This window comes from Morganella sp. B601 (genome assembly GCF_051172335.1).
Lineage (GTDB): Bacteria > Pseudomonadota > Gammaproteobacteria > Enterobacterales > Enterobacteriaceae > Morganella > Morganella morganii.
In genome coordinates this window covers 59,538-77,833 of sequence record NZ_JBPIZE010000009.1, presented here as the reverse complement: position 1 = coordinate 77,833, position 18,296 = coordinate 59,538, and the positions used below count along the sequence as shown (strand labels likewise).

14 protein-coding genes are annotated in these 18,296 nt (G+C 53.4%); 9 read left to right on the top strand and 5 right to left on the bottom strand.

All coding sequences use genetic code 11. The features are described from left to right. Positions 1 to 102 precede the first annotated feature (102 nt). From gmk to recG, 5 genes are read left to right on the top strand one after another with little or no spacing between them, the layout of a single operon-like run. Positions 103 to 726, top strand: coding sequence for a guanylate kinase (gene gmk, locus ACSBQN_RS18035; protein WP_262875740.1), 624 nt, complete (start codon positions 103 to 105; stop codon positions 724 to 726). 54 nt (positions 727 to 780) lie between these two features. After that, positions 781 to 1,056 carry a DNA-directed RNA polymerase subunit omega gene (gene rpoZ, locus ACSBQN_RS18030; protein WP_004236565.1) on the top strand — a complete coding sequence of 92 codons (276 nt, stop codon included), beginning with the start codon at positions 781 to 783 and terminating at the stop codon, positions 1,054 to 1,056. A 17-nt stretch (positions 1,057 to 1,073) separates the two neighbouring features. Then, positions 1,074 to 3,179 carry a bifunctional GTP diphosphokinase/guanosine-3',5'-bis pyrophosphate 3'-pyrophosphohydrolase gene (gene spoT / locus ACSBQN_RS18025; RefSeq protein ID WP_024473624.1) on the top strand — a complete coding sequence of 702 codons (2,106 nt, stop codon included), beginning with the start codon at positions 1,074 to 1,076 and terminating at the stop codon, positions 3,177 to 3,179. Positions 3,180 to 3,188: 9 nt separating this feature from the next. Next, entirely contained in the window at positions 3,189 to 3,884 is a 696-nt protein-coding gene (gene trmH / locus ACSBQN_RS18020; RefSeq protein WP_096747626.1) for a tRNA (guanosine(18)-2'-O)-methyltransferase TrmH, read from the top strand. Positions 3,885 to 3,902: 18 nt separating this feature from the next. Beyond that, a complete protein-coding gene (gene recG, locus ACSBQN_RS18015) occupies positions 3,903 to 5,984 on the top strand; it encodes an ATP-dependent DNA helicase RecG (RefSeq protein WP_337137385.1) in 2,082 nt (693 codons plus the stop codon). Between the two features lie 50 nt (positions 5,985 to 6,034). On the opposite strand, the gene gltS is transcribed toward recG, so the two are convergent. Next, positions 6,035 to 7,267: a sodium/glutamate symporter gene (gltS, locus tag ACSBQN_RS18010; protein WP_024473627.1), complete on the bottom strand. Its 1,233-nt coding sequence runs from the start codon at positions 7,265 to 7,267 to the stop codon at positions 6,035 to 6,037. 240 nt (positions 7,268 to 7,507) lie between these two features. Here gltS and ACSBQN_RS18005 point away from each other — a divergent pair, with 240 nt between their 5' ends. Together ACSBQN_RS18005 and ACSBQN_RS18000 are read left to right on the top strand one after the other, a co-directional pair. Continuing rightward, positions 7,508 to 8,893 (top strand): nucleobase:cation symporter-2 family protein, encoded by a 1,386-nt coding sequence (locus tag ACSBQN_RS18005; RefSeq protein WP_354633020.1) that lies wholly within the window; start codon positions 7,508 to 7,510, stop codon positions 8,891 to 8,893. Positions 8,894 to 9,023: 130 nt separating this feature from the next. Beyond that, positions 9,024 to 10,787: a hypothetical protein gene (locus tag ACSBQN_RS18000; RefSeq protein WP_024473629.1), complete on the top strand. Its 1,764-nt coding sequence runs from the start codon at positions 9,024 to 9,026 to the stop codon at positions 10,785 to 10,787. A 224-nt stretch (positions 10,788 to 11,011) separates the two neighbouring features. On the opposite strand, the gene fabY is transcribed toward ACSBQN_RS18000, so the two are convergent. The 4 genes from fabY to typA form a co-directional block, all read right to left on the bottom strand. Then, on the bottom strand, positions 11,012 to 11,929 hold the full coding sequence (gene fabY, locus ACSBQN_RS17995; RefSeq protein ID WP_015422399.1) for a fatty acid biosynthesis protein FabY: 918 nt from the start codon (positions 11,927 to 11,929) through the stop codon (positions 11,012 to 11,014). A 50-nt stretch (positions 11,930 to 11,979) separates the two neighbouring features. Further along, positions 11,980 to 12,417 carry a D-aminoacyl-tRNA deacylase gene (gene dtd, locus ACSBQN_RS17990; protein ID WP_024473630.1) on the bottom strand — a complete coding sequence of 146 codons (438 nt, stop codon included), beginning with the start codon at positions 12,415 to 12,417 and terminating at the stop codon, positions 11,980 to 11,982. Positions 12,418 to 12,450: 33 nt separating this feature from the next. Next, positions 12,451 to 13,068: a glucose-1-phosphatase gene (gene yihX, locus ACSBQN_RS17985; RefSeq protein WP_024473631.1), complete on the bottom strand. Its 618-nt coding sequence runs from the start codon at positions 13,066 to 13,068 to the stop codon at positions 12,451 to 12,453. 221 nt (positions 13,069 to 13,289) lie between these two features. Then, entirely contained in the window at positions 13,290 to 15,110 is a 1,821-nt protein-coding gene (gene typA, locus ACSBQN_RS17980; RefSeq protein ID WP_004236578.1) for a ribosome-dependent GTPase TypA, read from the bottom strand. Between the two features lie 561 nt (positions 15,111 to 15,671). On the opposite strand from typA, the gene glnA reads away from it, so the two are divergent. Both glnA and glnL read left to right on the top strand, forming a co-directional pair. Further along, the gene (gene glnA / locus ACSBQN_RS17975) at positions 15,672 to 17,081 is read left to right on the top strand and encodes a glutamate--ammonia ligase (RefSeq protein WP_004236580.1); all 1,410 of its coding nucleotides are present in this window, start codon (positions 15,672 to 15,674) and stop codon (positions 17,079 to 17,081) included. Positions 17,082 to 17,234: 153 nt separating this feature from the next. Next, positions 17,235 to 18,284, top strand: a complete 1,050-nt coding sequence (gene glnL, locus ACSBQN_RS17970) for a nitrogen regulation protein NR(II) (RefSeq protein ID WP_024473632.1) — start codon at positions 17,235 to 17,237, stop codon at positions 18,282 to 18,284. Positions 18,285 to 18,296 lie beyond the last annotated feature (12 nt).

The window sequence follows — 18,296 nt, the reverse complement described above, 5'->3', positions numbered from 1 at the left end:
TAATCACCTGAACGCTGCATGTCGCTGCGCGTGTGTGTATACTATATGCGGGGATTTATTCCCCGAGGCTTTTTCAACCCCCAATCAGACAAGACATCAACAATGACCCAAGGTACGTTATATATTGTCTCTGCGCCGAGTGGTGCGGGAAAATCGAGTCTTATTCAGGCATTACTGAAAACACAGCCTTTATATGACACCCAGGTTTCTGTTTCGCACACCACCCGTGGTATCCGCCCGGGCGAAGTGCACGGAGAGCATTATTTCTTCACCACTGAAGATGAATTCAAAAGCATGATCGACCGTAATGAATTTCTTGAGCATGCCTGTGTCTTCGGAAATTACTACGGCACTGCCCGTAAAACAGTGGAAGATATCCTGAACTCCGGTGTTGATGTATTTCTTGATATTGACTGGCAGGGAGCCCGCCAGATCCGGGAACAGATGCCGGCAGCCCGCAGTATCTTTATTCTGCCGCCGTCCCGTGAAGAATTGCTGCGCCGCCTGCGCGGCCGTGGTCAGGACACTGACGAGGTCATTGCCGGACGTATGGCACAGGCAGTCAGTGAAATGCAGCACTATGGCGAGTACGATTATCTGATTGTGAACGATGATTTTAATGTCGCGCTGACCGATTTACAGACGATTATCCGTGCGGAACGTCTGCGTTCAGGTCGCCAGGTTCAGCGACATGATGCTTTAATCGCCAAATTATTGGCACAGTGATACAACTTTCAGTATCATGCCGAGTCATTTATTTATCTGTGGAGTAGCACACCTATGGCACGCGTAACAGTCCAGGACGCAGTAGAAAAAATTGGTAACCGTTTTGACCTCGTATTAGTGGCAGCACGCCGTGCGCGTCAGTTACAGGCCGGCGGCAAAGAGCCTCTGGTTCCGGAAGAAAACGATAAAGTCACCGTGATCGCCCTGCGCGAAATCGAAGAAAATCTGATCAACGGCCAGATCCTTGACGCCCGTGAGCGCCAGGAACAACAGGAGCAGGAAGCTGCTGAAATGCAAGCGGTTTCTGCAATCGCCGAAGGACGTCGTTAAGTTAAGGTAGGTCTGCCTTGTACCTGTTTGAAAGCCTGAACCATATTGTTAAGGATTATCTGCCGAAAGAGCAGATTGATCTGTTAAAACAAGCCTATGTCGTTGCGCGGGATGCTCACGAAGGGCAGACCCGCTCCAGTGGCGAACCGTATATTACCCATCCGGTCGCTGTTGCCTGTATCCTGGCCGAGATGCGTCTCGACCTCGAAACACTGATGGCAGCACTGCTGCACGACGTTATTGAAGATACGCCTGCCACCTTTCAGGATATTGAACAACTGTTCGGCACCACGGTTGCCGGGCTGGTGGAAGGGGTATCGAAGTTAGACAAACTGAACTTCCGCGATAAAAAAGAAGCTCAGGCTGAAAACTTCCGCAAAATGGTCATGGCGATGGTGAAAGACATCCGTGTCATTCTCATCAAGCTGGCAGACCGCACGCACAACATGCGCACGCTCGGATCTCTGCGTCCCGATAAGCGTCGCCGTATTGCGCGCGAAACCCTTGAAATCTACAGTCCTCTGGCTCACCGTCTCGGTATTCACCATATCAAAACGGAGCTTGAGGAGCTGGGATTCGAAGCCCTTTACCCGAACCGCTACCGCGTCATCAAAGAAGTGGTGAAAGCCGCACGCGGCAACCGTAAAGAGATGATCCAGAAGATTTTATCCGAAATCGAAGGGCGTCTGACGGAAGCCGGGATCAGCTGCAAAGTCAGCGGGCGGGAAAAACACCTCTACTCCATCTACCGGAAAATGCACCTGAAAGAGCAGCGTTTTCACTCGATCATGGACATTTATGCATTCCGCGTGATTGTAAGTACTGTCGACACCTGTTACCGCGTATTAGGTCAGGTTCACGGCCTGTACAAGCCGCGTCCCGGCCGCGTCAAAGATTATATCGCCATCCCGAAAGCCAACGGCTATCAGTCATTACACACCTCCCTTATCGGCCCTCACGGGGTGCCGGTGGAAGTGCAGATCCGGACCGAAGATATGGATCAGATGGCGGAAATGGGGGTGGCAGCACACTGGGCTTATAAAGAGCACGGTGAATCCGGCACCACCGCACAGGTGCGTGCCCACCGCTGGATGCAGAGCCTGATAGAACTTCAGCAAAGCACCGGCAACACCTTTGAATTTATTGAGAGCGTGAAATCCGATCTCTTCCCGGATGAGATTTATGTCTTCACACCGGAAGGCCGGATTGTGGAGCTGCCGACCGGCGCCACCCCGGTGGATTTCGCCTATGCCGTCCATACGGATATAGGTCACTCCTGTGTCGGTGCGCGCGTTGACCGCCAGCCGTACCCGCTCTCCCAGCAACTGACCAGCGGACAAACCGTTGAAATTATTACCGCACCGGGCGCACGGCCGAATGCCGCGTGGCTGAACTTTGTTGTCAGCTCAAAAGCCCGGGCGAAAATCCGTCAGTTACTGAAAAACCTCAAACGGGATGATTCTGTCAACCTGGGCCGCCGTCTGCTCAACCATGCACTCGGTAACGGCCGTAAGATCACAGATATCCCGCAGGAAAATATCAGCCGTGAGCTGGTGCGGATGAAACTGGCGACTCTGGATGACCTGCTGGCGGAAATCGGCCTGGGGAATGCCATGAGTGTGGTGGTTGCCCGTAACCTGCTGAACGAGCCGGAAAGTAATACCGAAGAGAGCACCACCCGCAAGCTGCCGATCAAAGGCGCGGACGGGGTGCTTATCACCTTCGCCAAATGCTGCCGTCCGGTACCGGGTGACCCGATTATCGCCCATATCAGTCCGGGTAAAGGGCTGGTTATCCACCATGAATCCTGCCGTAATATCCGCGGATATGAAAAAGAGCCGGAAAAATTCATGGCCGTTGAGTGGGATAATGATATCGACACCGATTTTATTGCTGAAATCAAAGTGGATATGTTTAACCACCAGGGCGCGCTGGCTAACCTGACTGCCGCAATTAATGATGCCAACTCCAGTATTCAGAGCATGAATACCGAGGAGAAAGATGGCCGCGTTTACTGCGCCTTTATCCGCCTGACCGCAAAAGACCGTATCCAGCTTGCGAATATTATGCGTAAGATCCGCATTATGCCGGATGTCCTGCGCGTCAGCCGCAACCGGAATTAATCACACGGTATGAATTCCCAACGTTATGAGCGCATCTGCCGGATGATGGCGATGCGCCAGCCCGACCTCACTCTGTGTCTCGAAGAAGTGCATAAGCCGCACAATGTCTCCGCTGTGATCCGCAGCGCGGATGCTGTCGGTATCCATGATCTGCATGCAGTCTGGCCGGAAAAAATCAAAACGCTGGTCTCTTCCGCCGCCGGCAGCAACAGCTGGGTGAATGTGCATAACCACGACACACTCGCTGATGCCGTGACCCTCCTGAAATCACAGGGTATGCAGATTCTTGCCACGCATCTGTCTGACAGCGCGGTGGATTTCCGGGCTGTCGATTTTACCCGCCCGACCTGCATTATCATGGGCTCGGAGAAAACCGGCATATCTCAGGAAGCCATCCGGCTGGCAGATCAGCATATTATGATCCCGATGTCCGGCATGGTACAGTCACTGAACGTGTCTGTTGCCGCTGCTGTGATCCTCTATGAAGCACAGCGTCAGCGTGAAGCCGCTGGTCTCTATGAGCATCCCCGCTGTGCCCTGGCGCAGGATGAACAGCAGCGCCTGCTGTTTGAACGCGGTTATCCGGTGCTGGCTCAGGTCGCCCGTGAGAAAAAACTGCCCCGTCCGCAGATTGATGAACAGGGCCATATCATTGCGCCGGACAGCTGGTGGGCTGCCATGCAACAGAAGAAACCATCCGCCTGATACGAAACGGAGCAGAAAATGAAAGGTCAACTGCTTGATGCTATCCCACTCACGACTTTACACGGCGTCGGGGCCGGGCAGGCGGGCAAACTGGCCGGTATCGGTCTGCACACCCTTCAGGATCTGCTTTTCCATCTGCCGCTGCGTTATGAAGACCAGACCCGGCTCTATACCATCACTGACCTGTTACCCGGAATTTATGCCACCGTCAGCGGCGAAGTGCTGCGCACCGATGTGGTCTTTGGCCGCAAACGGATGATGACCTGCCAGATAAGCGACGGTACCGGCATCTTAACCCTGCGTTTCTTTAACTTTTCGGCGGCGATGAAAAATGCGCTGGCGACCGGAAAACAAGTCACCGCTTACGGCGAAATCCGGCGCGGCAAAAACGGTCCGGAAATTTTCCACCCCGAATACAAAGTCCGCCAAAGTGATACTTCCGTTGAATTACAGGAAACACTCACCCCTATCTACCCGACCACCGAAGGTGTCCGCCAGGCCACGCTCCGCAAACTGCTCGACCAGGCGCTGGAGCTGCTCGATACCTGCGCCATCAATGAATTACTGCCGCCGGAACTGACCCGCTCTATGATGAGTCTGCCGCAGGCACTGAAAACACTGCACCGGCCACCGGCGGATACACAGCTTGCCGAACTGGAAAGCGGGCAGCATCCGGCACTGAAACGGATTGTGCTGGAAGAACTGCTGGCGCATCACCTCAGCATGCTGGCCGTCAGAGCAGGGGCACAGCGTTATCACGCGCTGCCGCTGTCACCGCAGGAGGCACTGAAAAATCAGTTTCTGGCACAACTCCCCTTCTCACCGACCAATGCCCAGCAGCGCGTGGTGGCGGAAATAGAGCAGGATCTGGCAAAACCAGTGCCGATGATGCGCCTGATTCAGGGGGATGTCGGCTCAGGGAAAACGCTGGTCGCCGCACTGGCAGCACTGCGCGCTATCGCACACGGCAAACAGGTGGCGCTGATGGCACCGACAGAACTGCTGGCTGAACAACACGCCAATACGTTCCGTCAGTGGCTGGAGCCGCTGGGTATCCGTGTCGGCTGGGTTGCCGGGAAACAGAAAGGCAAGGCACGACAGGCACAGGAAGACGCCATCGCTGCCGGTGATGTGGCCATGGTTATCGGCACACACGCTATTTTTCAGGAACATATCCGTTTTCATTCCCTGGCGCTGGTGATTATCGATGAACAACACCGCTTTGGCGTCCACCAGCGGCTGGCGTTGTGGGAGAAAGGCGAACAACAGGGATTCCATCCGCATCAGCTGATTATGACCGCCACGCCGATCCCGCGCACCCTGGCAATGACAGCCTATGCGGATCTCGACACCTCGGTTATCGATGAGCTGCCGCCCGGCAGAACCCCGGTGACCACGGTGGCAATTCCGGACAGCCGCCGCCATGAGATTATTGAGCGGGTGCGCAGTGCCTGTCAGGATGAAAAGCGCCAGGCTTACTGGGTCTGTACCCTGATCGATGAATCGGATCTGCTGGAAGCTCAGGCGGCTCAGGTCACGTTTGATGATCTGTCCGCCACGCTGCCGGATCTGCGGGTCGGGATGGTTCACGGCCGCATGAAACCGGCAGAAAAACAGGCGGTAATGGCGCAGTTCAAGGCCGGTGAGCTGGATCTGCTGGTTGCCACCACGGTGATTGAAGTCGGGGTGGATGTGCCGAACGCCAGCCTGATGATTATTGAAAACCCGGAACGGCTCGGGCTGGCACAGTTGCATCAGCTGCGTGGCCGGGTCGGGCGCGGCTCTGCCGTCTCCCACTGTGTGCTGCTGTATAAAACCCCGCTCACCCAGACAGCAAAACTGCGTCTTCAGGTACTGCGTGACAGCAACGACGGCTTTGTTATCGCGCAGAAAGACCTGGAAATCCGCGGGCCGGGGGAACTGCTCGGCACACGCCAGACCGGCAATGCGGAATTTAAAGTGGCGGATTTACTGCGCGATCAGGGCATGCTGCCGGAAGTACAGCGCGTGGCACGGCATCTGCACCAGAATTATCCGGAACAGGCGAAAGCCCTGATAGAACGCTGGCTGCCGGAACGCACACAATACACCAACGTATAACGAAAAAAGCCACCCGGAAGGGTGGCTTACCTGCTTTAAGGTCTGTTCTGTTACCCGCCCGCAGCCGGGAAAACAGGTAACGCCAGGAAGAACGGAATAACCAGTGCGTTAATCAGATCCAGGAAGAACGCCCCTACCATCGGTACCACCAGGAAGGCCACATGGGAAGGACCGAAGCGATCAGTTACCGCCTGCATGTTAGCAATCGCGGTTGGTGTCGCGCCCATCCCGAAACCACAGTGACCGGCAGCCAGTACCGCAGCATCATAGTTTTTCCCCATCACCCGGTAAGTGACGAAGACAGCATACAGCGCCATCACCACTGTCTGTACCGCCAGAATCACCAGCATCGGTACCGCCAGAGAGGCGATTTCCCACAGTTTCAGACTCATCAGTGCCATCGCCAGGAACAGTGACAGACTGACGTTACCCAGCACCGACACCGCCCGTTCAAATACACGGTAGAAGCCCATCAGTGACAGACTGTTGCTCAGGATAACCCCGATAAACAGCACACACACGAATGCCGGGATCTGGAACTTCCACTGCATCGACGTGAAGAAATCCGTCAGAACACCATACAGATACGTCCCTGCCAGCAAACAGATAGCAATCAGTGCAATTGTTTCAAGCAGAACCATTGAAGTGATCATGCGTCCGGCCTGCGGTTGTTCAAACGCGGTCGGTGCTTCATCATCCTGGAGTTTCACATCGCTCATGGCTGTCTTTTTGATCAGGAAACGGGCCACCGGACCACCAATCAGGCCGCCGAGCACCAGACCAAATGTTGCACAGGCAATCGCAATTTCTGTTGCAGAGGAGAAACCATAGCTGTCGCTGAAAATTTTACCCCATGCCGCCCCGGTACCGTGACCACCGGAAAGTGTGATAGAACCGGCCAGCAGACCAATCAGCGGGTCAAGCCCCATCATTTTCGCCAGGGAAATACCGACACTGTTCTGCACAATCAGTAAGCCCACAACGGCAATCACAAAGATAAATAAGGTTTTACCGCCCGCCTTCAGGCTGGCTAAGTTGGCGTTTAAGCCGATGGTGGCGAAGAAAGCCAGCATCAGCGGGTCTTTCAGTGAATCATCAAATTTCACTTCCAGATCCATACCGGATTTGAGCCCCAATAATACAATCGCGACCAGAAGACCACCGGCCACAGGCTCAGGAATAGTATATTTTTCGAGGAATGGTACAGTTTTTACGAGTTTACGTCCCAGTAATAGGACGAGTGTGGCCGCAACCAGCGTGCCGTAAACGTCGAGTTGATACATTCACGTACCCCTTTTATTGTTGGTATTTGTTACATCAGTATCGCGTTAATAACGTCCCTATCACGCAAGAAAAAAAGCAGGTATCCGGATTAAAGAAAAAAAAGCGGATAAAAACAAGTTAAAATAAATAAAACTGTGATTATATTCCGCTATAAAAAATAACATCTCATCTGCGCAAACGATTGCTTTTGTGCCACAGATCATTAAAATACGGAAATTGCTTATCCCGGACCTGTTGACATGAACTCTGCAATTTCTGACAAAACCAGTGTAACTCCCGCAACTAACACAAATAGTGAACTCATCTACCGTCTGGAAGATCGTCCGCCGCTGCCGCAGACCCTCTTTGCCGCCTGCCAGCATCTGCTGGCGATGTTTGTGGCGGTAATTACGCCGGGGTTGCTTATCGCTCAGGCGCTCGGCCTTTCCGCCCATGATACCCAGCGGATTATCAGTATGTCGCTGTTCGCTTCCGGGCTGGCCTCGCTGCTGCAAATCCGGACCTGGGGGCCGGTCGGCTCCGGGCTGCTCTCTATCCAGGGCACCAGCTTTAACTTTGTTGCCCCGCTGATTATGGGCGGTATGGCACTGAAAAATAACGGTGTGGATACAGAAGGAATGATGGCGGGGCTGTTCGGCACACTGATGCTGGCGGCGATGACAGAAGTGATCCTCTCCCGGTTCCTGCATCTGGCGCGCCGTATTATCACGCCGCTGGTGTCCGGTGTGGTGGTAATGATTATCGGCCTGTCATTAATTCAGGTCGGGCTGACTTCCATCGGCGGCGGTTACGGCGCAATGGCGGATAACACCTTCGGCTCTGCCGATAACCTGATCCTCGCCGGTATTGTGCTGGCGGTGATTGTGCTGCTGAACCGCCAGAAAAACCCGTATCTGCGCGTTGCCTCTCTGGTGCTGGCAATGACAGCGGGCTATCTGGCCGCCTGGTGGATGGGCATGCTGCCGGAGAACCATACGGAAATTCCAAAGGAAATGATTGTGATCCCGGCACCGCTCTATTACGGCTTATCCATTGACTGGAACCTGCTGCTGCCGCTGATCCTGATCTTTATGGTGACCTCGCTGGAAACCATCGGTGATATTACCGCCACATCTGATGTCTCCGAACAACCGGTGTCTGGTCCGCTCTATATGAAGCGCCTGAAAGGCGGCGTACTGGCAAACGGCCTCAATTCCGCCCTGTCTGCGGTCTTTAACACCTTCCCGAATTCCTGTTTCGGGCAGAACAACGGCGTGATCCAGCTGACCGGCGTTGCCAGCCGTTATGTCGGTTATGTGGTGGCACTGATGCTGATCGTGCTGGGGTTGTTCCCGGCCGTGGCCGGTTTTGTGCAGCACATTCCGGAGCCGGTACTCGGCGGTGCAACCATTGTGATGTTCGGGACGATTGCAGCGTCCGGGGTACGGATTGTCTCCCGCGAAACCCTGAACCGCCGGGCAATTATGATTATTGCGCTGTCGCTGGCTGTCGGCATGGGTGTTTCCCAGCAGCCGCTGATCCTGCAGTTCGCACCGGACTGGCTGAAAACCCTGCTTTCTTCAGGAATTGCGGCCGGTGGCCTGACCGCGATTGCTCTGAACCTGATTTTCCCGCCGGAGAAATAATCATCTGTTTAACCGCGTGACCGGAAAGGGTCACGCGGGCTGCTCTGTGCGGAAAAACCGCGATAATCCTTGTCACCATAAAGAGCCTCACGCTAGTATGCCCTCAGGATTATCTATCGGGGAGCGCATTATGAAATGGTTGGGACGGGCTGTTTTCTGGCTGATAACACTGGTCATTATTCTTATCGTTGCCACTGCCCTTGTGGTGCAGACATCATGGGGCACAAAACAGGTTTCAGCCCTCATCAGTGACAACACCCGCTACAAAGTCTCGCTTTCCGCGATAAGTCACTCGCTCTCCTCCCCCTCACTTATTTCACTCAGTGATGTCAGCATCAGCACGGTTTCCGGTGATTTTGCCCTGGAAGCGGCCAATGTTGAGCTGACCCTGGACTGGCGCAGTTTTTCTGAACCCGGCTGGTTTGCCCGTATCATTGTGCAGAAAGGGGATATCGAAATTTCTGATGCTGCTGACAGCAGCACTCTGCCGGTCAGTGCCGGGTTATTACAGCTCAATCAGACCGCACTCCGCCGCACCGACGGCAACCGGGTAATTGACGCGGAAGGTGTTACCGGCGGGATCACGCCGTGGCAGCCGCAGGGCAGTGACCTGACCGGAAACGGCAAATACCAGTTTTCCGCCAACAGCCTGAACTACTACGGGCTGCCGCTGAAAAATATCCTGACGCAGGGCGAGGTCAGCGGAAAACAATTCACGTTTGATAACCTGACCGCCACTCTGGAAAACGGGCTGATCACCGCCACCGGACGCCGCAGCGCCGAAGGTCAGTGGCAGCTGGATAACCTGCTGCTTAATGATATCCGCTGGCAGACACCGCAAACACTGACACAGCTGACAGACAGCACAGAAAATCTGCCGGATATTCAGGCCAGAAATATCACCGCCACCAATATCAAGCTCGAAGGTCATCAGTGGGCGGTAAACTATCTGGAAGGCACAGTCAAAAATCTGGCCTTTAAACAAGGACGCTGGCAGACGGATAACGGACAGGCAGATATCGCCGCCGCGGATCTGACACTCAGCGGGCAGCATTTTTCTGACATTATCAGTACCCTGGAACTGCGCGGCGATCAGATTGCTGTCAACCGCCTGACCGGACGCTATGACAAAAGCATTCTGCGCTTTACCGGGGAGTGGAACCGCGCCACCCGGACACTGGATATCACCAGCGGTGTCGCCGACAACCTGCTGTACAGCTTCCCGGAACAGTGGTTCGCCGCATTACAGGAAGCCGCCCCGCAGGGAATTGATACTATCCGCTTACAGGATATTAAAGTCTCCAATGCCCTGCTGATTGATACACAGCCGGTTTTTCCGTTCCAGCTCACCAATGTGAACGGCTACATCAAAACCATGCAGATCCTGAAATCCGGTCAGTGGGGATTATGGGACGGCGAGCTTTCTGTCAGTGCCGGCAATGCCACCTTTAACCGGGTCGAACTGCACCGCCCGTATCTGACTCTGACTGCCGGAACTGACAGCGCGGCAACCACACAGTTTGCCGCCTCTGCCGGGGAAGGGTTGCTGAAAATGCAGTTTCAGGCCACGCCATCCGGTACTGCGCCTTTCAGTTTCACATTACAGGCAACCGGTGCGGACAGTCAGATCCTGTCACAATGGGGCTGGCAACCTGCTCCGCTGACCGGCAGCGCCAATTACACCCTGCGTCTGAACGGGCAGTTGCGGGCAGAGGATATCCGCAGCACACTGAGCGGCATGCTCTCCGGACAGGACAAACAGGGGGATCAGATAAACCGGGCTATCACACAGGGACAGATGAGCAACCCCCCGGGATCCGCAGAGCCGGCACCTTCTGCCCCGCCTGCACAGCGGGTGATCCCGGATAACAGCGAAACCGGAGAAATTCTGTAACCTTTGCTGATACAAAAACAGCGCCGTAAGGCGCTGTGGTGTGATCCTCTGAAACCGGGGAGCTCTGATAACGGGCAAAACGAAAAGCCGCTGTGAATACTTCCCTGTGCGCTCAGGCGCGTCATCCATGACGCGCATGCTTTTCGTTCGCCTGCCCGTTATCACCGCCGTATCTGACCCGTTGTTCTCTCTGTCAGCCACAGCAAAAAAATGTATCTTACCCGTTACTCCGCGCTGTGTTTCTGGCCGGGCAGCACCATGTAAGTACCGGTAAAGACCGCACCGACTTCATCCCCCTGCCCGACAGTCACTTCCAGCTTAATCCGCGCTTTACTGCCGCGTGCCAGGCGATCCAGATCGCCGCTGAGTTTATCGCGGGAAGCAATAGCTTCCGGTCTGCCTGCCACTGCCTTGCGGTAGCGGATATTGGCATCCACCAGCACAATATCGCCGTCCAGAGAGTTTTCCTGTAACAGCAGCCAGATAAGCCCCCAGCCGGTCAGTGTCGCCATCGAGAACTGGCTGCCGGCAAAAATGGTCTGATGCAGGTTCTGGTTCGGGCCTTCCGGCATGGTGGTCATAAATTCCTGACCGGTATACTGTGTAATGCGGATCCCCATTTTTTCGCTCAGGGGAATGGTTTCATACCATGCTTTCTGTAATTCGGCACACCAGTCAGGGCGATGCAGAATCGCATCGAGGGTTTCAACGGATTTAATCATAAAAAAATGACGAACAGGCGTCGTTTGCGGGCCTGTAATCGGTCCTCTGTTTTCAAAACCTGATTTTTCAAAAAATGCGACCGCTTCCTCACGGGCACTGCAGACAATCCGCTTAACACCTTCCTGACGCGCCACGGACTCCAGTGCGCGTGCAATCAGTGTGCCCAGCCCGCGTCCCTGCATCTGCGGATCAACTGCCAGAAAGCGGATCGCGCCTTCATTTTCTGCATTGATATACAAACGGCCGACAGCCACAGGCTGCCCGGTTTCGTCCACCACCATCTGATGATGTGCATAGGTATCATAACCGTCCTTTTCCGACCCCTGCGGCTGATTCAGCGGCTTGCGCAGCATCGCCCAGCGGAAATGAAAATAGCTTTCCAGCTCCTGATCGGTTTTTGGTACACGTAAATGATACATCGCACTTTCTCCTGTCAGTGGTAACCGGTGACCGGCCTGAGACTGTTGTATCATACCTGCAGCCAGAAAGTGACCGGACCATCGTTTGTCAGACTGACCTGCATGTCTGCCGCAAACCGGCCTGTTTCCGTCACCATTCCTGCTGCACGGCACTGTGCTACAAAGTGCTCATATAAGGCATTGGCTTTTTCCGGTGCCGCGCCGTTTGAAAATCCCGGGCGCATTCCTTTTTGTGTTTCCGCTGCTAAGGTGAACTGTGACACCACCAGCAGCTGACCGCCGGACTGCGCCACATTCAGGTTCATTTTCCCGTCCGCATCACTGAAAATGCGGTAACCCATCACTTTCTCACTCAGACGTTTTGATTTTTGTTCGTCGTCATCCCGCTCAACGCCCAGAAGAACCAGCAATCCGGGACCGATTTCACCGGCAATTTCCCCGGCGATCCGGACATCTGCGCAGGTCACACGCTGTATTAATGCAATCATGTCATATCCGTTTAGAAAACAATCACACCTGAATTACTCAGTCACTTCTGCTGAAAAATCATACTCTGCAAAATAACGGGAGACTGTATCACGATCGGTGACAAACACGCCTTTGATACCGAGTGCCACTGCCGCATCCACGTTTTCGCGGACATCATCAAAGAACACGGCATCCTGCGGCTCAAATTCTTCGGTCTCAAGCACATACTGATAGATATCCGGGTCCGGCTTGCGCAGTCCCAGATCCTGGGAGAGATACAGGAAATCCGCGGAAGCAGCGATTTCCGGATAGTGCTGCGGCCAGTAATCCTGATGCAGACGGTTGGTGTTAGAGAGCACCACCACGCGGTGTCCCTGCTCACGCAGCCTGTTCATGATATCAATCACATCAGGGCGGACAGAGATAAAGATAGCCTGCCAGCCTTCGGCAAACTCATCGAAACTCAGCGACATATCCAGCTGGTCATTAATGGCTTCGGCAAATTCAACATCGGAAATTTTGCCGCATTCATGCTGTTTAAAGGTTTCGCCGTGAATAAAATCACTGCTCAGTTCGGACAGCGGCTTGCCGCTCAGATTACTCCAGACTGATAAAACACGTTTAAAATCAATATCAATAATGACATTACCCATGTCAAAAATATAAAGCATACCATCCCTCCGGGTTGATGAATTATTTTTACTCTACCCGCAGAGTCCCTTCCTGAACAGAGTGAAAACCATTTTCGGTGAGAAAAAATATCCGGGAGTGCGATCCCGCCCGTATTTCAGTACGGTTATCAGCCTGTGACCGGTATGTGATCAGTATGCAGAAAAAGCTCAGGGCGCCCGGAGGCGCCCTGAGTGGCATGAATCAAAACAACCGGCAGAGATTAATCTTTGCTGCGGTGTGCGCGTTTGCGGTCGTTTTCAGTCAGGTGGCGTTTACGCAGACGGATAGACTTCGGCGTTACTTCCACTAATTCGTCGTCATCGATAAATTCTAACGCCTGTTCCAGGGTTTTCTCGATAAACGGAGTCAGTGTGGTAGCTTCATCAGTACCGGATGCACGCATGTTGGTCAGTTTCTTACCGGTCAGGCAGTTAACTGTCAGGTCGTTTGAACGTGAGTGAATACCGATCAGCTGGCCTTCATACACTTCAGTACCGTGACCGACAAACAGCTTACCGCGATCCTGCAGGCTGTACAGTGCGTATGCAACTGCTTTACCCTGACCGTTGGAAATCATCACACCGTTCTGACGGCGGCCGATTTCACCCTGTTTAACATCATCATAGTGACTGAATGTGGCATACAGTAAACCGGTACCGGAAGTCATGGTCATGAATTCAGTACGGAAACCGATCAGACCACGGCTCGGGATGCTGTAATCCAGACGTACGCGGCCTTTGCCATCCGGCATCATGTCACGCAGTTCGCCTTTACGCTCACCCAGTGCCATCATCACATCACCCTGGTGCTGCTCTTCGATATCCAGAGTCACCTGCTCGAACGGCTCCTGTTTACGGCCGTCGATGTCGCGGAAGATAACGCGCGGACGGGATACCGCCAGCTCAAAACCTTCACGGCGCATGTTTTCGATCAGAACAGATAAGTGCAGCTCACCACGGCCTGATACACGGAATGCATCCGGGTCTTCAGTTTCTTCAACGCGCAGTGCCACGTTGTGAACCAGTTCTTTCTTCAGACGGTCAAGGATCTGACGGGAAGTCACATATTTCCCTTCTTTACCGCAGAATGGTGAGGTGTTAACGCAGAAATACATGCTGACGGTTGGTTCATCAACGGCCAGTGGTTTTAATGCTTCAACACAGTTGGTATCACAGATAGTATCTGAGATATTCAGTTCACCCAGACCGGTCAGCGCGATGATATCACCGGCTTCAGCAACTTCCGTTTCGATACGATCCAGACCTAAATGACCGAGAACCTTACCGATTTTACCGTTACGGGTTTTACCTTCCGCATCGATAACAGTAACCTGCTGGTTTGGTTTGACTTTACCGCGCTTGATGCGACCAATCCCGATAACACCTAAATAGTTGTTGTAATCGAGTTGGGAGATCTGCATCTGGAACGGGCCGTCGAGGTCAACCTGAGGCGGCTCAACATACTTAACGATAGCTTCGTACAGCGGGGTCATGTCATCCGCCATATCGTTATAATCGGTGCCCGCAATACCATTCAGCGCAGATGCATAAATGATAGGGAAGTCGAGCTGCTCGTCAGTTGCGCCGAGGTTGTCAAACAGGTCAAACACCTGGTCGATAACCCAGTCAGGACGTGCGCCCGGACGGTCAATTTTGTTGATAACGACGATTGGTTTCAGACCGTTTGCAAACGCTTTCTGCGTTACAAAGCGGGTCTGCGGCATAGGACCGTCCATCGCATCTACCAGCAGCAGTACGCTGTCAACCATGGACATCACACGTTCTACTTCACCACCGAAATCGGCGTGCCCCGGGGTGTCAACGATGTTGATGTGATAGTCGTTCCACGTAATCGCGGTATTTTTTGCAAGAATAGTAATGCCGCGCTCTCTTTCCAGATCGCCGGAGTCCATTACACGCTCTTCCGGTTTTGAACGCTCATCAAACGTACCGGACTGCTGTAATAATTTATCGACCAGCGTGGTCTTGCCATGGTCAACGTGAGCGATGATGGCAATATTTCTTAATTTCTCGATAGACAAAGACTTGTACCGTTTTCGTTAATGGATGGGAATTACGTCACAGATAGCATTCTTTTCAACAACGCCCATCTATGGTGTAGATGTTTGGTGGTATTTTACACGTTCTCTGAGGCAAGTGAAAGAAGTGTGATACATCTCACTTAAAAAATAAATGATTATAAAACATGGAGATAAAATTCATCCTGCCATTTTTTTACAAAATCAGCGGCGCATACCACGCTCAGCGACGAATTCAGAGGGGCATATCATAAACCTATTCAGGATAAAAGAGATACTTTTTTTGCGTTTGTGGCCGGGAAACGATGCACTGATTTCATCGCACCATAATAGTGCATCCCGGGTCTGCAAGCCGAATCAAAAATGCACCAATATGGTGCAATTCGCCCCGTTTCCGCTATCCTTATCTGAGTAACCCGCCGCTGTAACGCGGCTTACCCCCTTTTAAAAAAGTTGGCACGCTTTTCGCTTTATGTTTATCAAGCAATGTGAGAACCGCAATCAGTGTCCCTCCGGGTGACCACCAGAGGATTGACGGAACATCCCAAACCAGGAGATCTGAATATGTCTGTTGAACATGTATTGACCATGATGGAAGAGTACAACGTTAAATTCGTGGACTTACGCTTTACCGATACCAAAGGCAAGGAACAGCATGTGTCGATCCCTGCTCATCAGGTAGATGAAGATTTCTTCGAAGACGGAAAAATGTTTGACGGTTCCTCAATGGCCGGCTGGAAAGGCATCAACGAATCTGACATGGTACTGATGCCGATTGCGGAATCCGCCCTGATCGACCCGTTCTTTGAAGTCCCGACACTGGTTCTGCGCTGTGATGTGTTAGAGCCGAACACCATGCAGGGTTATGACCGTGACCCGCGCTCTATCGCCAAACGTGCCGAAGATTTCCTGCGCACCAGCGGTATTGCGGATACCGTCCTGTTCGGGCCTGAACCTGAGTTTTTCCTGTTTGATGACATCCGTTTCGGTGCTGATATCTCCGGTGCTTACTATCATATCAATGATATTGAAGCCGCCTGGAACACCGGTACTGTCTATCCGGAAGGCAACAAAGGTCATCGTCCGCGCGTGAAAGGCGGTTACTTCCCGCTGCCGCCGGTCGATTCCTCACAGGATCTGCGTTCTGAAATGTGTCTGGTCATGGAAGAGATGGGTCTGGTCGTGGAAGCACATCACCACGAAGTCGGTACTGCCGGCCAGAACGAAATCGCCACCCGCTTCAATACCATGACGCTGAAAGCGGACGAAACCCAGATGTACAAATATGTGGTGCAGAATGTGGCGCACCGCTACGGCAAAACCGCGACCTTTATGCCAAAACCGCTGGTCGGCGATAACGGCTCCGGTATGCACTGCCATATGTCTCTGTCAAAAGACGGCGTTAACCTGTTCTCCGGGGATAAATATGCCGGTCTGTCAGAAATGGCACTCTATTACATCGGCGGGATCATCAAACACGCCCGTGCCCTGAACGCCTTTACCAACCCGACCACCAACTCTTACAAACGTCTGGTGCCGGGCTACGAAGCACCGGTCATGCTGGCTTACTCTGCACGTAACCGTTCGGCCTCAATCCGTATTCCGATTGTGTCCAGCGCGAAAGCCCGCCGTATTGAAGTCCGCTTCCCGGACCCGGCTGCTAACCCGTATCTGGCCTTTGCCGCACAGCTGATGGCCGGTCTGGACGGTATCATCAATAAAATTCATCCGGGCGATGCCATGGATAAAAACCTGTATGACCTGCCGCCGGAAGAAGCGAAAGAAATCCCGACAGTCGCACCGTCTCTGGGTGATGCACTGGATGCGCTGGCAGCGGATCATGAGTTCCTGGTGCGCGGCGGTGTGTTTACCGAAGATGCGATTAACACCTATATCGACCTGCTGCGTGCTGATGTTCAGCGCCTGAATATGACACCGCATCCGGTTGAATTTGATATGTATTACAGCGTGTGATTCTGATAGTACCGCTGTCTGGCGGTACTCAGAGTGACAGGTTCCGGTTTATTTTGTTGCCGTGAAGCACTTGACCCGCCGTTGGGCGGGTCCTTTTCTCCTGCGGGGTAAATACGCTACAATGCACCAAATTGGTGCAAAGAGGTGGATAATATGAACCCGGATAACAAACCGCAGGCAGAGCAGCTCCTTGATTCACTGATCAACTGTGTCCTGCTGCTGGATAATGATTTGATTATCCGTTACGCCAATCAATCGGCTATGCAGTTATTCGCCCAGAGTGCCCGTAAACTCACCGGCACGCCGCTCCCTATTTTATACAGCTACCTTTCCCTCGATACCGCCACATTGCAGACCACACTGGCAGAAGGCCACAGCTTTACTGACAACGATGTGACCCTGGTGGTAAATAACCAGATGCACGCTCTTTCGCTGAGTGCCCAGCCGGTATCCGGCGATTTTATTCTGCTGGAACTGACACCGCTCGACAGTCACCGGCGCATTACCCAGGAACAATTACAGCAGGCGCAGCAGGCTGCCGCCCGTGATCTGGTACGCGGGCTGGCGCATGAAATCAAAAATCCGCTCGGCGGGTTACGCGGTGCCGCACAGCTGTTATCCCGCGCGCTGCCGGATCCGGCACTTCAGGAATACACACAGGTGATTATCGAGCAGGCCGATCGCCTGCGGGCGCTGGTTGATCGTCTTCTCGGCCCCCAGCATCCGGGGCAGAAAAGCCTGCAGAGTATTCACCATGTGGCGGAGCGGGTTTTTCAGCTCATCAATCTGGAAAAACCGGACAATATCACGCTGGTCAAAGACTACGATCCCAGTTTGCCGGAGTTGTCGCATTATCCCGACCAGATCGAGCAGGTTATCCTCAATATTATGCGCAATGCCCTGGAGGCCCTGCATTCCGCAGGCGGCACCATTATTCTGCGTACCCGCACCGCATTCCAGGTAATGCTGCACGGAGAACGCTACCGGCTGGCCGCCAGGATTGATATTGAGGACAACGGCCCGGGTATTCCGCCGCATATCCTGGATACCCTGTTCTATCCGATGGTCAGCGGCCGCGAAGGCGGTTCCGGGCTGGGTTTATCCATTGCCCGCAATCTTATCGATCAGCATAACGGCAAAATTGAGTTCAGCAGCTGGCCGGGTCACACCTTATTTTCACTTTATCTGCCAATCCGTCAGTAAGCCTGTTGAGGA